This is a genomic window from Variovorax palleresanus (genome assembly GCF_051144945.1).
GTDB classification, from domain to species: Bacteria; Pseudomonadota; Gammaproteobacteria; order Burkholderiales; family Burkholderiaceae_C; genus Variovorax; species Variovorax paradoxus_S.
The window spans coordinates 64930-78925 of the sequence record NZ_JBJNVP010000001.1; the positions used below are offsets into that span (position 1 = coordinate 64930).

General features: G+C 65.2%; 15 protein-coding genes. 7 read left to right on the forward strand and 8 right to left on the reverse strand.

Features of this window, described 5'->3' with window-relative positions; genetic code table 11:
- Positions 1-203: 203 nt before the first annotated feature.
- Positions 204-1121 (reverse strand): protein NO VEIN domain-containing protein, encoded by a 918-nt coding sequence (locus tag ACJ7Z0_RS00320; RefSeq protein ID WP_434788142.1) that lies wholly within the window; start codon positions 1119-1121, stop codon positions 204-206.
- A 165-nt stretch (positions 1122-1286) separates the two neighbouring features.
- Between ACJ7Z0_RS00320 and ACJ7Z0_RS00325 the strand changes: the two genes are divergently transcribed.
- A complete protein-coding gene (locus tag ACJ7Z0_RS00325) occupies positions 1287-1934 on the forward strand; it encodes an ABC transporter ATP-binding protein (protein WP_434788143.1) in 648 nt (215 codons plus the stop codon).
- A gap of 83 nt (positions 1935-2017) precedes the next feature.
- Here the strand turns inward: ACJ7Z0_RS00325 and ACJ7Z0_RS00330 are convergent, their stop codons facing one another.
- The 5 genes from ACJ7Z0_RS00330 to ACJ7Z0_RS00350 all read right to left on the reverse strand — a co-directional run bounded on the left by ACJ7Z0_RS00330 (position 2018) and on the right by ACJ7Z0_RS00350 (position 6344).
- Positions 2018-3799, reverse strand: a complete 1782-nt coding sequence (locus ACJ7Z0_RS00330) for an alkaline phosphatase D family protein (RefSeq protein ID WP_434788144.1) — start codon at positions 3797-3799, stop codon at positions 2018-2020.
- Positions 3800-3977: 178 nt separating this feature from the next.
- Complete coding sequence (locus ACJ7Z0_RS00335) at positions 3978-4340, reverse strand: hypothetical protein (protein WP_434788145.1); 363 nt, start codon at positions 4338-4340, stop codon at positions 3978-3980.
- Positions 4341-4412: 72 nt separating this feature from the next.
- The gene (locus ACJ7Z0_RS00340) at positions 4413-4985 is read right to left on the reverse strand and encodes a YcxB family protein (protein ID WP_434788146.1); all 573 of its coding nucleotides are present in this window, start codon (positions 4983-4985) and stop codon (positions 4413-4415) included.
- Between the two features lie 23 nt (positions 4986-5008).
- Positions 5009-5602, reverse strand: a complete 594-nt coding sequence (locus tag ACJ7Z0_RS00345) for a hypothetical protein (RefSeq protein WP_434788147.1) — start codon at positions 5600-5602, stop codon at positions 5009-5011.
- A gap of 91 nt (positions 5603-5693) precedes the next feature.
- Positions 5694-6344: an FMN-binding negative transcriptional regulator gene (locus ACJ7Z0_RS00350; protein WP_434788148.1), complete on the reverse strand. Its 651-nt coding sequence runs from the start codon at positions 6342-6344 to the stop codon at positions 5694-5696.
- Between the two features lie 267 nt (positions 6345-6611).
- Between ACJ7Z0_RS00350 and ACJ7Z0_RS00355 the strand changes: the two genes are divergently transcribed.
- Together ACJ7Z0_RS00355 and ACJ7Z0_RS00360 are read left to right on the forward strand one after the other, a co-directional pair.
- On the forward strand, positions 6612-6887 hold the full coding sequence (locus ACJ7Z0_RS00355) for a hypothetical protein (protein ID WP_434788149.1): 276 nt from the start codon (positions 6612-6614) through the stop codon (positions 6885-6887).
- Between the two features lie 287 nt (positions 6888-7174).
- Positions 7175-7633, forward strand: coding sequence for a DUF6130 family protein (locus tag ACJ7Z0_RS00360; RefSeq protein WP_434788150.1), 459 nt, complete (start codon positions 7175-7177; stop codon positions 7631-7633).
- Positions 7634-7663: 30 nt separating this feature from the next.
- On the opposite strand, the gene ACJ7Z0_RS00365 is transcribed toward ACJ7Z0_RS00360, so the two are convergent.
- Together ACJ7Z0_RS00365 and ACJ7Z0_RS00370 are read right to left on the reverse strand one after the other, a co-directional pair.
- A complete protein-coding gene (locus tag ACJ7Z0_RS00365; RefSeq protein WP_434788151.1) occupies positions 7664-8662 on the reverse strand; it encodes a Bug family tripartite tricarboxylate transporter substrate binding protein in 999 nt (332 codons plus the stop codon).
- Positions 8663-8732: 70 nt separating this feature from the next.
- Positions 8733-9824: a tartrate dehydrogenase gene (locus tag ACJ7Z0_RS00370; RefSeq protein WP_434788152.1), complete on the reverse strand. Its 1092-nt coding sequence runs from the start codon at positions 9822-9824 to the stop codon at positions 8733-8735.
- 111 nt (positions 9825-9935) lie between these two features.
- On the opposite strand from ACJ7Z0_RS00370, the gene ACJ7Z0_RS00375 reads away from it, so the two are divergent.
- From ACJ7Z0_RS00375 to ACJ7Z0_RS00390, 4 genes are all read left to right on the forward strand, one after another.
- Positions 9936-10868: a LysR family transcriptional regulator gene (locus ACJ7Z0_RS00375; protein WP_431121924.1), complete on the forward strand. Its 933-nt coding sequence runs from the start codon at positions 9936-9938 to the stop codon at positions 10866-10868.
- 140 nt (positions 10869-11008) lie between these two features.
- On the forward strand, positions 11009-13039 hold the full coding sequence (locus ACJ7Z0_RS00380) for an alpha/beta hydrolase domain-containing protein (RefSeq protein WP_434788153.1): 2031 nt from the start codon (positions 11009-11011) through the stop codon (positions 13037-13039).
- Positions 13040-13060: 21 nt separating this feature from the next.
- A complete protein-coding gene (locus ACJ7Z0_RS00385; protein ID WP_434788154.1) occupies positions 13061-13408 on the forward strand; it encodes a GFA family protein in 348 nt (115 codons plus the stop codon).
- A gap of 84 nt (positions 13409-13492) precedes the next feature.
- Entirely contained in the window at positions 13493-13972 is a 480-nt protein-coding gene (locus tag ACJ7Z0_RS00390) for a VOC family protein (RefSeq protein WP_434788155.1), read from the forward strand.
- Positions 13973-13996 lie beyond the last annotated feature (24 nt).

Genomic DNA, 13996 nt, shown 5'->3' on the forward strand with positions numbered 1-13996 from the left:
AGAAGAATGGAAGCGTGCAGCTTCCATGCGCCCATTTTGGGCCGAGCGTTCCCGAATGCAAGGGGGACGATGTCAGCCGCCGCCGCTACTTGCACGCAGCCCCGGCTTGTTCCGGATTTTCTCTTGCGTGACAGAAGGTTTTGCGGGGCGGCACGGATCGCACGGTGAGTCCGTGCCGCCGGGCGCAGGCGGCTGCCCGCTGGCTACCCCACCGTATCGAACCCCGGCGCCTGCGCCATCTCGGAGGCCTTGTAGATCTTGTGCTGCGCCGTGGGGCCAAGTGCGTCGGAGACCACCAGCAGGCGCCAGAGCGGTTCGCGTGCGGAGCAGGCGCGTTCTTCGCTCGAGAGCTGGAACGCGGGCAGGCCCGTGGCGGTGCCCTTCACCACCACCCGGAGAAGCGTTGCCCCCTTGGCGTTCGACACCTCGGTGTCGTAGCCGAGGCCTTGGCTGCTCAAGTCCTCGGCGTTGTAGCCGTAGCCCTTGAAGTGGCGCATCACGTAGGCCAGCGCGGCGACTTGCACGTCTTCGCGCGAGACCTGGCCGGATGCTGCCTGGCCCTCGGCCGCGGTGTCGGGAACGCTGCCTCGGGCCCTGGAGGCCTTGATTTCGGCTTCGTCGGGTATCCATCCCCGCGGGCCGCGAATCAGCACCGCGAGCTTTTGGGCCGGCTCCCAGATCGCGACATGCCATTCGCTCTCGTCGCGCACCCGTGTCGACACCTTGGCGCCCTTGTTGCTCTCGAGTTCGGCGATGGGCACACGGTTCGTCTGCACAACGGCGCGAAAGCCCTGGCCTGCATCGAAGGTCCGCTTGAGCAGCGCCAGGCGGTCCTTGGCGCGCTGGATCTGAAAGGGCGTGCGTTCGGCGCCGTCCGGCCGATGATGCGTGTCCAGCGACTCGAGGCAGAACCAGCGTCCCCCGGCACCCACGCTCACGTATTCCGCCCAGATGGTGGCAATGACGTTGTCGCCGGTTGCCAGCCAGGCTTGGTCGAACGGCTTTTCGCGCGCGTCGAACACGCCCATCTTGGCGACGATTTCGACCGGCGTGAGCCTCGGTCCTGACAGGCGCATCTCGTCGATGACGGCGAGTACGGGGGGATCGACTTCCTTGTCCATGCAGCGGGGGGTTTTGGCGAATTGGGGGGTGGGAGTATGCCGTATCGGTGGCCGCCTTTTGGAGATGGCTGGCCATTCGCACACCTGTTACGGCGGCCCTACATTGTTTCGCCTGCCGGAGGGTACTCCTCGGCCCAGGCAGAATCCGGCGAAGGCTTACCGCACATGAATTCCCCGACCCGGCTCCCCATCCTCCAACTCGACGACGTAGGCTTTGCCTATCCGGAGCAGCCCGCGCTGGCGTCCGGCTGGTGCGCCTCGGTGGGCGAAGGCGTCACGCTGCTCTACGGCGACACAGGCACCGGAAAATCGACCCTGTTGCGCGTGATCGCGGGCACGCTGCCCGCTTCCGGAAGGCTGACGCTGGCGGGCGCGCGCCTCGACGCGGAGCCCGAAGCCTACAAGCGCAACGTGTTCTTCTGCGATCCGGCCACGGATGCGTTCGACCCGATCACCGCGCGTGCCTGCACGGCTCTGTTGAGCGAGGGCGACGGCGGCTTCGACGCGGCACTCTGGCAAACGCTGGTCGAGGGCTTTTCACTTCAGCCGCACATCGAGAAGCCGATGTACATGCTCTCGACCGGATCGAAGCGCAAGGTGTGGCTGGCCGCCGCGCTGGCCTCGGGCCGGCCGCTGGTGCTGCTGGACGAGCCCGAGGGCGCGCTCGACGCACGCTCCATCGGCTGCCTCTGGAAAACCATCGGGTCGCTCGCCGCACGCCCCGGCCATGCCATCGTCATTGCGAGCAGCGCGCGCCTCGAACATGTGCCGCAGATCGCGCTCGCCGGCTGCATCGAACTGCCGCTTGCCTGAGCTCACCGGCGCCAGATCTTCCTATGGGCATCCCGATAGCCGTTGCCTGAATCGGAGCTGTTCGCCGGTGCGCCGTCAAAAGCTCAGGCCGCAAGCACCTGCAGGTTGCCGACACCCGGCAGCACGCGCAGCGTGGCGGCCAGCCGCACCGAATAGTCGCGGCTGAAGACCGTGCTGACCTCGATGTATTCGCAGCGCGCTTCGGCCGTGGTCAGGGTCAGCACGGCATAGCCGCGCTTGCTGGTCTCGGCGTAGCGCAGGTCGTCGACCATGCGCTTGAAGGCATCGGACAGCAGGTCGTTGGCGATCAGCGGCACGGCCCGCTCGAAGCCGGGGGAGGACACCGAGGAGGTACCGAATTCCACCCCCACCCGCTGGCCCGAGGGATCGGTGAGGTTCCCGGCCCAGGCGTTGTGCGTGTCGCCCGCCAGCGAGATCAGGTTCTTGCCCTGGCTGCGCGCCATGGCAAGCACGGCGTCGCGCGCGGCCGGGTAGCCGTCCCACGCATCGAGGTTGTAGGGCACCTTCTGCTGCGCGACCAGGGCGCGCTGGGTTTCATTGCGCGCGGACTCCGGCAGCGCCAGCGCCGCGAGGTACTCGGTCAGCTTCTCGAGGCTGAAGTCGGTCGCAATGCTCAGGGGAATGTGCATGCGCATCATGAGCACCTGCTGGCCGAGCACCTGCCAGGTGCAGGGCGATGCGGCGATGCGTCCGGACAGCCAGTCCACCTGCGGCTGGCCCAGCAGCTGCCGCGTGGGCGCGGAGGCCTCGCCGGCCAGGTATTGGCTGAGCGTGACCTGCTTGTCGCGGCCGATGAGGCGGGTGTCGAGCATGTGCACCGATGCCAGCGTGCCGATGTCGAACGAGCGGTAGTTCCGCAGCGGGTTGGCGGGGTCGGGCAGCCGCGTCGGCAGCCACTCATGGTAGGCCTGCACGGCAGCCGCGCGCCTAACGGCAAAGCTGCCTTCGGTCGACTCGTCGTGGTTCTCGGCGCCGCCCAACCACGCGTTGTCGGCTACGTCGTGGTCGTCCCACACGGCAATCATGGGCAGCCGCGCATGCAGGGCACGAAGGTTGTTGTCGGTGCGGTACTGCGCGTGGCGCAGGCGGTAGTCCGTGAGCGTCAGGATCTCGTGGTCGGGGACCGACTCGCGGTCGATGGCAATGGCGAGCTGCGAGGCATAGCCTACCCGCCCGAATTCGTAGATGTAGTCGCCCAGGTGCAGCACCACGTCGATGTCGGTGCGCTTGGCGATCTCGGCATAGACGTTGAAGTAGCCGCTCGGGAAGTTGGAGCACGACACCACCGCCAGCTTGGCCTGCGACACGCCGCCCACCGGCAGCGTCTTGGTGCGGCCGACGGGCGAGTTCTCGTTGCCCATGGCAAAGCGATAGAAATAGGTGCTGGCAGCCTGCAGGCCGACGACGTCCACCTTGACCGTGTAGTCGCGCTCGGGGCCCGTGCTCGTGGTGCCGCGCGCAACGATGATGCCGAAGCCTTCGTCGCTCGCCACTTCCCAGTCGACGTTGATGGTGCCCGGTGCGGGCGCCGTCACGCGCGTCCAGATGATCACGCGGTCGGACAACGGATCGCCGCTGGCGATGCCATGCTTGAACACCGAGCTCGAACCGTCTGGCGGCCTGCCGCCCCCGAAGCCTCCACCGAAGCCCCCTCCTCCGTGACCGCCCCCACCCCCGCCGCAGGCGGTCAGCCCGATGCCGCCGCCCGAGAACATCGCGAACAGCACCGCGCTCCGCAAGAGCGATCGTCGGGTGGTGCCTGTCAGGCCTTGCTGGGGATCGATGCCGCCGTCGTGAGCGATGGGGCTTGCCTGGTCATTCTTCTTGTCGTCGTCAGTGCGCATGGCTGTCTCCTGGTCCGCCGACGGTGAGACGCACGGCACGCCTCAATCCCCTTTCGACGTCGGCGCCATTGAATGTGAAGACTTTGGTTTTCGACGTAGGCTTGCGCCGATGCCCGCGTCAGCCGGAAGCGCACGGCGCGCTTCAGATGCTTCTGCGCCGCGCCGTCCGATCAGCGCATCAGTCGCATTCCTGAAAGCGCTTGCACTCGGGGGCGACGTGGATGGACGTCAACGTGTTCTCACCATCGATGTGCTTCGCGGTGAACCTCACCCACGCGCCTTCGGCGATGCCCGCGAGCAGCGTGCGGTCCCTCACCCTGAATGCCTGAACCGTGAACGGGATCTTGGCCCTTGGAATCAACTTCAGCCGGACGTAAAGCTTGCCGTCGGACTCTTCCTTGAAGGAGGTCAGGCGCGCGTACGTGGTCACCGGCCTCGCCGCCTCGGCGGCGGTTTCGACAGGCTTCGTTTCTGCCGCGTGAGCAGGCGCCCCCATCACCGTGGCAAGGCTCGACGCGAACACGAGAATGAAGCGCAGCATAGGTGTGGATGAAGTGTGAGGCTGCCCGATTCTGCCAACTGCAACCTTCGGCACAGCCAAAGCCTCCGAAGATTACCGGTGGCTGGCGTCGTCAGGCGGCCTTGCCGCGCAGGCGAGTATGAATGCGTGGGCACCTTCCGGGAGGCTGCGGTCTGGAAGACCAATCGCTGCGTAGCGGCTCAGGAGAAGGTACTTGTAGTCCCCCGCCTGCCAGACATGCTTGATTCGTTCCCAAGGAATGGCCGCCCTGGCATCGCCGAAGGTGATTTCAACTCCTGCAGGAGTCAGTGCAACTTGCCGAACCGGATATTTGCGCGCCAAGCGCCTGGCACTTGCCGGGCGCGCGAAGTAAAAGATGACCGGGCTGACTACCGAAAGGACCAAGAACACGGAAAAAAAGATGGTGAACCATCTTTGGGCGCCAAGGAGGACTGCAAATGCGACTACAGCTGCAAGAAACGCCGGAGGCCCAAAGGTCGACAACCGACCAAGCTCAATCAAGGAGCGGGCATAAAACAATCGCTCCGCCCGAGCAGCGCCTTCTTCATCGTAGTGGGCTTCGAAAACGAACACGACACCTGTGGACTTGGGTTCGCTGTCCAGGCTTGAAGGGCTTGAAGGGCTTGAAGGGCTTGAAGTTTGCATGAGTCCACACTTCGGCAATGGCGCTATCCGCCGATGCGAACAACAAAAACCTCGCCGTGTCTCAAATGGCCTTTGAACCAATCCTTGCCACCCTGCCTCGCAATGGCCTGTTGGCAGGAGCAGCTCAAGAGAGCAAGGCGCAAGCGTTCGGGATGCCAGTTGGTCCAGGTCGCACCCAGTAAAAGGAGCTCACCGTCGACCCCGAAGTTGGCGGCAATGGGCGATCCTTTGCCGACAGTCAGTTGAAGTGACGCATCTGGGCGTTTGCGCTCCAGCTTCGTCGGCTGAGGGGGATTCGACGTCAGTTGCATCTCGTATTCAGCCTGCGCAGCAAGGTGCTCTTCGGAATCAGCAGCGATATCTGCCAATGGCGAGTCCGCTTCATGAATGCTCACAAGCTTCACGCACAGCTCGTCGCCTTCAGCCAGGCTCATTTCTTCGATCCATTGCACATGGGATTGGCGTTCGCTCCCAAGGTCTCGCATGCCTCCGATGCGTAGCATTGCAGGATGCTCGCCATCGACCAAGATGCTTAGATGCAACGAAATAAGAAGCGCGTCTGCTGCCCCCGCAATCACAACGGGCAGGCCATTGCATCGAACTTCAAGTGCTTGCATAGGATTCGTGCACTCTTGTCCCGACTGTAGCCGTTCGCATAACCGAATACCGTGAGCCGAAGTGGTGCCCGAGCATTGGTGTCCCCCTTGGTCAGACGTCTTCACGTCCGGCCAAGGCGCGCCCGACAAGCGCGGACATTGCCGCAGCGTTCTCGGTCCCCTCTGCCGCAAGTCCGGCGACGGTCCCTTGCCTGTCTTGCAGGTCTTCGTCCTGGCTCGCCTTGAGCTTGCCAACCAGGCGGTCGATCGGAATTTCTATGCCCACCACGGCACGCACGAGCTTGTCGATGAATTCTGCTGGTGCGTCCGTCACCTTCCAAGGCGATTGCTGTTTGGACTCATGGACAGCCGTGAGGCGAACCAGCAGGTCGCGCAGCCACGCTTCATCGGTGATGGCCCGGGCGACACCGTGCGCATGGGCGACTGCGTAGTTCCAGGTGGGAACCACCTTCCCATGCGCCTGCTTGCCCGGATACCAGCCAGGCGTGATGTACGACTGAGGGCCTTGGAACATGACCACCGACTGATCCGAATCGGGAAGCTGCCTCCATACGGGATTGGCGCGCGAGACATGGCCAAGAAGCGTTCCGAACTTGCCGCGAGACCTGTCCAGCAGAAAGGGAACATGGTTGGCGACCAGTCCTTCGCTGCTGGGCGCAACCCACGCGCCAAGGGGATGGGCGTCCATCAGCGCCTGGGCTTCGGCGAGGTCGGGCAGCACATGGTGCTTTGATATGTACACAAGAACTCCAAGATTCAGTCAAGTCGAGGGCGCTGTCGCGAGAGGGAGTGCACCTCCTCGAGCGCCCCGGCTATTTTGTCCCCTGGAACTCCCGTCTCCCCAACGAGGCGGCGAATCAACTCATCAATAAGGGCCGATGCTCTTGACAGTACCGTCGCTCTATGTCGAGTGGCTAGATGCAAACAGGAGGTACTTAAGACTACATTCAAAAAACCAGAAAGGGCCGGCTTTCTTGACCCCGTCAAGTGCCGGCAATGGGAGGATCGAATGCCGCTCTTGTTCTTGATGAGACTGCAGCACACCCCGCTGCCCGTACGGGTCGTCCAGCCGGAAGAGATCCGCCATGTCTCGGTGCTTGTGGCCACGGGCCTGATAGAGGCCGACATCGCACCCCTCCATCCGACCGGCCCCTACGCTGCATCGCGCATAGCGACGGTGAAGCGCATTACGGAGGACGGTGCTGCCGAAATCGCGAAGATGAGCGATGCGCCCAAGCAGGTGAAAACCTCGATGCGATTCGCACGGGGGCAGCGGCTGATGTGATGAGTCTCGGCTCTCGGTTTCAGGGCGGCGGAAGAGCGCCAATCTCGAAGACGTCGCCGTGTCCAATGTGTTTGCCTGCGTTCCAGATGGATGCGATCGGCCTGGCAAATCTACACCGCGCGGGGCAACTGCATCTGCGGCATTGCCACCACATCGCGAAGCGAAGTGAAGCGTACTGTGTTGGCTTCGCTCGCCGATACAGAAGCATACGTCGAGTGCTTCCAAGGGATTGCATTCCCCTGAAGATCCGGCATCGCGGCGAACCGGCCGCATGACCAGGAATCATCATGCCCTCCCTCTTCAGACCCCTTGCCATCGCCGCCGCGAGCGCCGTATTCTGTGCCGCAGCCTGGGCACAGGCCGCAGACATCGGCCGTCCGCCGGCTGTCATTCCGGTCGCGTCGGAACCTCCGCCAAGGCTCGTCGTGTATCCGCCGCTGGCCGAACCGCTGGCACGCGGAGTCGTCATCGTGCAGTACCGGACCGAGAACCTGCGCATCATCCCGGTGTTCGGCAAGGCCGCCGTTGATGTATCGCCGCGTGTCGGCCACCTGCACGTCACGGTCGATGACCGGCCCGGCACCTGGGCCCACACCAGCGGCGATCCGATCATCGTCGTCGGATTGAAGCCTGGCTTGCACAAGATGCTGATCGAGCTTGCCGATCCCGGCCACAAGATCCTCGGCAGCGAAACGGTCTCGGTGAATGTTCCGGAGCCGAAGGCTTCGGAAGCCCACGCACACTGACAGACAAGCTGCCGCCGGGCGGCCTCCCGCTTACTCGATCGTGACCTTGCCCTCCTTCACGAGCCTGGCGAACTTCACGGTCTCTTCACGGATGCGGGCCGCCATGTCGGCCGAGCTGTCGCCGATGGGGTCGGCGCCAATCGCGCGCATCCTCTCGCCGAATTCGGGCGACTTGATGATCTTGACCATCTCGGCGTTCAGCTTCGCCACGATGTCCTTCGGCGTCCCCGCCGGTGCCAGCACGCCAAACCAGGTGCCGATGTCGAAGCCCTTGAGCCCGGCTTCTTCGAGGGTCGGCACATCGGGCAGCACGGCGGAGCGCTTGGCCGTGGTGACGGCCAGCGCGCGCAGCTTGCCACCCTTGATGTGCTGCAGAACGGGTGTGATGGTGTCGAAGGACATCGCCACCTGACCGCCGAGCAGGTCGGTGGTGAGCGGACCGCTGCCCTTGTACGGCACGTGCAGCAGGTTGACGCCGGTGCTGGCCTGGAACTGGGTGCCGATGAGATGCTGCGCCGTACCGTTGCCATTGGAGCCGTAGGCCAGCTCCTTGGGCGATGACTTGGCAAGCGCAACCAGCTCGGCAACCGACTTGGCCGGCGTGAGCGAAGCGTTGACCACCAGCACGTTCGGCACCATCGCCACCGTGGTGATGGGCGCCAGGTCTTTCTGGAAGTCGTACGGAAGTTTTTTATAGACGCTGGTGGCGATGGTGTGGTGCACCGCCCCCATCAGCAGCGTGTATCCATCCGGCTTGGCCTTGGCAACGTAATCGGCGCCGAGCGTGGCACCGGCGCCCGGCTTGCTTTCCACGATCACAGGTTGGCCGAGGCTCTTGGACAACGCATCGGCGAGCGCGCGGGCCAGCACGTCGGTCGTGCCACCCGAAGGGAACGGCACCACCAGGCTGATCGGCTTGGCCGGCCACGGCTCTTGCGCCGCGGCCCAGGGCGCGATGGAAAATCCGAGAGCGGCCATGGCGGCTCCCGCCAGGGCTCGGCGCCCGATGGCGAATCGTTGGTTCAACATGTCTTGTCTCCAGGTTGACGGGCTGCGCCGTTCTTCTCGTGGTTCGATGCGTATCCGCTGCTGCTGAGCTCTATGCGGCCTGCCGCTGCCGCTCGGCCGATGCGAGCTGCGTGCACACGGCCTGCGTGACCTGTGCGGTGGTGGCGGTGCCGCCGAGGTCCCGCGTATGGAGCGCAGGGTCGGCCGTCACGGCCTCGACGGCCTTCATGACGCGCTGGGCGGCCTCGGCCTCGCCCAGATGCTCCAGCAGCATCACGACCGACCAGAAGGTGCCCACCGGGTTGGCCAGGCCCTTGCCCATGATGTCGAAGGCAGAACCGTGAATCGGCTCGAACATCGAGGGGTAGCGGCGCTCGGGATCGATGTTGCCGGTCGGCGCGATGCCCAGGCTGCCCGCAAGCGCGGCGGCCAGGTCGCTGAGGATGTCCGCATGCAGGTTGGTGGCGACGATGGTGTCGAGCGACGCCGGGCGGTTGATCATCCGCGCGGTCGATGCGTCGACCAGTTCCTTGTCCCAGGTGACGTCGGGAAACTCCTTGGAGATCTGCAGCGCGATCTCGTCCCACATCACCATGGCATGGCGCTGCGCGTTGCTCTTGGTGATGACGGTCAGGAGCTTGCGGGGGCGTGACTGCGCCAGCCGGAAGGCGAAGCGCATGATGCGTTCCACGCCAGCGCGCGTCATCATCGATACGTCCGTCGCGGCTTCGATCGGATGGCCCTGGTGCACGCGGCCGCCGACTCCGGCGTACTCGCCTTCGGAGTTCTCGCGCACGATCACCCAGTTGAGATCGTCCGGTCCGCAGCGTTTCAGCGGACCGTCGATGCCGGGCAGGATGCGTGTCGGGCGCACATTGGCGTACTGGTCGAAGCCCTGGCAGATCTTCAGGCGCAAGCCCCACAGCGTGATGTGGTCGGGAATATGCGGATCGCCCGCCGAGCCGAACAGGATCGCGTCCTTGCCGCGCAGCGCGTCGAGGCCGTCGTTGGGCATCATCACGCCGTGCTTGCGGAAGTAGTCGCCGCCCCAATCGAAGTTCTCGAACTCGAACTTGAAGCCACTGCCGGCCGCGGCCAGGGCTTCCAGCACCTGCTGGCCGGCGGGCACCACTTCCTTGCCGATGCCGTCTCCGGGGATGGTTGCGATCTTGTACGTCTTCATTTGCGGCTGCGTCCTGTGATTGGGTAGGGCCGATTCTGTCGGTTGCACCCGATCGGATCGCAGGGGTAAAGTGAATCCATCATTAACCTCAGGTCAACAATCTTTTCGATCATGAGCCACGGCATCCAGCCCTCCGAACTGGGCTTCTTCGTGCAGATTGCCACCGGCGGCAGCCTGAGCGCCGCGGCGCGCAACCTGGGTGTGTCCACGCCGGCGGTAAGCAAGCGCCTGTCGCAGATGGAGCAGCGGCTTCGCATGCCGCTGGTCAACCGCACCACGCGCCGCATGAGCCTCACTCCCGAGGGCGAGGTGTTCCTGGAACATGCGCGGCGCATCCTCGGGGAGCTCGACGACCTCGACCAGCTGCTGGCCAAAGGCCGGGGATCTCCGAAAGGCCTGCTGCGCGTGAATGCGACCCTGGGCTTCGGCCGCATGCACGTGGCGCCGGTGATCTCGCGCTACAGCCGCCTCTGCCCCGACGTCGAGGTGCAGCTGCAGTTGTCGGCCGATCCGCCGCCGCTCACAGACGATGCCTTCGACGTGTGCGTGCGCTTTGGCGAGCCGCCGGACGCCAGGGTGATCGCGAAGCGCCTGGCGCCGAACCGGCGGCTGCTGTGCGCCTCGCCCAAGTACCTGTCCCAGCGCGGCATGCCGGTGGTGCCCAGCGACCTGGCACGCCACGACTGCATCGGCATTCGCCAAGGCAACGATGCCTACGGCGTCTGGCGGCTGTCGAGCGGAAAGGGCCGCAAGGAACACACCGAGGCCGTCAAGGTGCGCGGCGCGCTCACCACCAACGACGGAGAGATCGCGGTGCGCTGGGCACTCGATGGACACGGCATCGTGATGCGCGCCGAGTGGGACATCGAGCGCTATCTGGCCAGCGGCCGCCTGGTGCAGGTGCTGCCGCAGTACCGAACGCCCAGCGCCGACATCTACGCGGTCTATGCGCAGCGGCACCAGCTCTCATCGCGCATCAGGGTGTTCGTCGATTGCCTGTCGGAAGCCTTCGGGCGGCTCGGTGCCGGTACTGGAGCTAGCTGAGGTCGAATTGATTCAGGTTGACCACGGCCTGCCTCCTCGACGAGTATTGAAGGTGGCGTCGCCAGATGATGATGATGATGCCGTGCCGGCGAGCCTGCGACGCCGGCAATTCCGGAGACACGGAAACACGGAGACAAACAATGAGCAAACTGGTAGCCCCGGTGCAAGCCCTGCGCTGGCGAATCGCGATCATGGCGGCGGCACTGCTTGCCGGCCTTTCCGGCTGTGCGCAGATGCCCGCTTCGGGCGCCGCGCCCGCGGTGGTCGAGCAGCTTCTCGTGCGCGAGCGCCAACCGGCCTTTGGAGGCACCGCTTTCGGCAATGCCGGCCCCTACGAGCGCGTGGTGGCGCAAGCCCAGGTGGCGCTCGATCCGGCGCATCCGGCCAACCGCGGCATCGTCGACGCGGGAGCGGCGGCATCGGCCGACGGCAAGGTCCGCTACAAGGCCGACGTCGTCATCCTGCGGCCGCGCGACAGCGCCAGGTCGTCGGGAACGTGGGTGGTCGAAGTCGCGAACCGCGGCCGCAAGCTGATGCTCGAGATCGTCAACGGCGGCGGCCTCCAGACCGACCGCGCCGAAGAAGCCGGCACGGGCTGGCTGATGCGCCAGGGCCATACCCTGCTGTGGGTCGGCTGGCAGGGCGACATCCCGGCGGACGCCACCGGCAAGACCGTCGGCATGGTGCTGCCAACAGCCATGCAAGGCGGGCAACCGATCACCGGCGCCGCGTTCGAAGAGATCGTGTTCGATGCGCCCGGCCCGCGCGGCACCTTGCCTTTGAGCTACCCGGCCGCCTCGCTCGATCCGGCCATGGGCGAGCTGAGCGTGCGGGCGCGGCCCGAAGCTGCGCCCACCGCGATCGGTGCCGCGCATTGGCGCTACAAGGATGCGAACGCGATCGAATTCGAACGCCCCGCCGGCTTCGATGCCGGTGCCATCTACCAGTTCAGGTACACGGCACGCGACCCGCGCCCGATGGGCCTGGGCATGGCGTCGCTGCGCGACGTCGTGTCGCACCTGAAGACTGGCCTGCCCGATGCGAACGGCCAGCCAAGCCCGCTGGCCGACCTGAAGCCCAGGGTCACGGTGGCGATCGGCATCTCGCAATCGGGACGCTTCCTGCGCGACTGGGTGTGGCAGGGATTCAACGCGGGGCCGCGCGGACAGCGCGTGTTCGACGGCATGGTCGCGACCATCGCCGGTTCGCGCAAGACCTACACCAACGTGCGCTGGGCGCAGCCCGGCCGCTACTCCCGCCAGCATGAGGACCACTTCTTCTACGGCGATCAGTTTCCGTTCAGCTACGCGACCACGACCGATCCGCTGAGCGGCCGGCAGGGCGGCCTGCTTGCGCGCTGCGCTGTCGACCGGACCTGCCCCAAGGTCTTTCAGCTCGACAGCGGCCTCGAGTACTGGCAAGGCCGCGCCGCACTGGTCGTCACCGATGGCGCCGGCCGCGACATCGCGCTGCCAGACGACGTGCGCGTGTACCTCATGTCGTCGACGCAGCACGTCACCGCGCGCAACCCCACCTCCCCCATCTGCGAGACGCCCATCAACCCGGCGCAGCAGCAGCCGGTGTACCGCGCACTGCTGACCCGCATGGTCGAGTGGTCACGCGACGGCAAGGCCCCACCGGCCAGCCGCCATCCGACCGTGCGCGACGGCACGTTGGTTCCGGCGACTGCCGCGTCGATGCGGTTTCCCGATCTGTCGCCGCTCGGCGTGACGCTGCCGACGCCCAACCTTCTTACGGTGAACGATGACAGCGCGATGCCCGCAAGGCCCGACGCCACGCGCGCATACACGGTGCTCGTTCCCAAGACCGACGCTGACGGCAACGACGTGGCCGGCATCCGCCTGCCCGACGTCGCCGTGCCGCTGGCCACCTACACCGGCTGGAACCGGCGAAAGACCGGTTTCGCGCCGGGCCAGTTGTGCGGCCTCGACGGCAGCTACCTGCCCTTCTCGGCGACCGCCACCGAGGCCGCCGCCAAGCGCGACCCGCGGCTCCCGATCGCCGAACGGTACCCCAGCCGCGAGGCCTACCTGGCGAAAGTGAAAAGCGCGGTGCAGCGTCTGCAGGCGGACGGCCTGATGCTCGACGAAGACGCCGCACGCTGGATGGACAACGCAGCCAAGGATGGGCGGATTGCGGTGCTGCCATAACCTTTTTTTCTTGGAGGTCCCATGAATTACCAAGGTAGCTGCCACTGCGGCAGGATCGCCTTCGAGGTCGAGGGTGACATTCAAAGTGCGATGGCATGCAATTGCTCGATGTGCCAGCGCAGGGGATCGCTGCTGTGGTTTGTGCCGCACGATCGGCTCCGGCTCAAGACGCCGTCCGAGGACATGAGCACCTACATGTTCAACAAGCATGTGATCTCGCACCGCTTCTGCGCCGTCTGCGGCATTCACACCTTCGGCGAGGGCACCGCTCCCAAGGGCAACAAGATGGCGGCCATCAACATCCGATGCCTCGAGGGCATTGATCTGGATGCGGTGCCGGTGCAGCATTTCGACGGGCGATCGAAGTAAGTAAGTGCTACCCGGCGCGATGGGCCTTGCCTGCCGCTGCAACCGCGCAATCATGCGCACCTGATCCAACCTAGGAGAACCAGGATGACCAGCAAGAACACGATTTGTCTTTGGTACGACGGCACCGCGCTGGACGCCGCAAAGTTCTACGCCGATACGTTTCCGGACAGCGCGGTGGGCGCTGTCCATCGCGCGCCCGGCGACTACCCCGCCGGCAAAGAGGGCGATATCCTGACCGTCGAGTTCACGGTCATGGGTATCCCTTGTCTCGGCCTGAATGGGGGGCCGGCGTTCAAGCACAACGAGGCTTTTTCATTCCAGGTTGCGACCGACAACCAGGCCGAGACGGACCGCCTGTGGAACGCGATCATCGGAAACGGCGGCCAGGAAAGCGCGTGCGGCTGGTGCAAGGACAAGTGGGGACTGTCCTGGCAGATCACGCCACGGGCCCTGATAGAGGCGATCGCAGACCCTGATCCAGCGGCTGCCAAACGCGCGTTCGAAGCCATGATGGAGATGACGAAGATCGACATCGCCGCCATCGAGGCGGCTCGGCGCGGCTGACGCTCGGGCATGGGCTGTCGATGG

Bases quoted from the DNA above. Each gene is read 5' to 3' on its own strand.
- ACJ7Z0_RS00320 (WP_434788142.1), bottom strand. From the start codon at position 1,121: ATGGACAAGGAAGTCGATCCCCCCGTACTCGCCGTCATCGACGAGATG.
- ACJ7Z0_RS00325 (WP_434788143.1), top strand. From the start codon at position 1,287: ATGAATTCCCCGACCCGGCTCCCCATCCTCCAACTCGACGACGTAGGC.
- ACJ7Z0_RS00330 (WP_434788144.1), bottom strand. From the start codon at position 3,799: ATGCGCACTGACGACGACAAGAAGAATGACCAGGCAAGCCCCATCGCT.
- ACJ7Z0_RS00335 (WP_434788145.1), bottom strand. From the start codon at position 4,340: ATGCTGCGCTTCATTCTCGTGTTCGCGTCGAGCCTTGCCACGGTGATG.
- ACJ7Z0_RS00340 (WP_434788146.1), bottom strand. From the start codon at position 4,985: ATGCAAACTTCAAGCCCTTCAAGCCCTTCAAGCCCTTCAAGCCTGGAC.
- ACJ7Z0_RS00345 (WP_434788147.1), bottom strand. From the start codon at position 5,602: ATGCAAGCACTTGAAGTTCGATGCAATGGCCTGCCCGTTGTGATTGCG.
- ACJ7Z0_RS00355 (WP_434788149.1), top strand. From the start codon at position 6,612: ATGCCGCTCTTGTTCTTGATGAGACTGCAGCACACCCCGCTGCCCGTA.
- ACJ7Z0_RS00360 (WP_434788150.1), top strand. From the start codon at position 7,175: ATGCCCTCCCTCTTCAGACCCCTTGCCATCGCCGCCGCGAGCGCCGTA.
- ACJ7Z0_RS00365 (WP_434788151.1), bottom strand. From the start codon at position 8,662: ATGTTGAACCAACGATTCGCCATCGGGCGCCGAGCCCTGGCGGGAGCC.
- ACJ7Z0_RS00370 (WP_434788152.1), bottom strand. From the start codon at position 9,824: ATGAAGACGTACAAGATCGCAACCATCCCCGGAGACGGCATCGGCAAG.
- ACJ7Z0_RS00375 (WP_431121924.1), top strand. From the start codon at position 9,936: ATGAGCCACGGCATCCAGCCCTCCGAACTGGGCTTCTTCGTGCAGATT.
- ACJ7Z0_RS00380 (WP_434788153.1), top strand. From the start codon at position 11,009: ATGAGCAAACTGGTAGCCCCGGTGCAAGCCCTGCGCTGGCGAATCGCG.
- ACJ7Z0_RS00385 (WP_434788154.1), top strand. From the start codon at position 13,061: ATGAATTACCAAGGTAGCTGCCACTGCGGCAGGATCGCCTTCGAGGTC.
- ACJ7Z0_RS00390 (WP_434788155.1), top strand. From the start codon at position 13,493: ATGACCAGCAAGAACACGATTTGTCTTTGGTACGACGGCACCGCGCTG.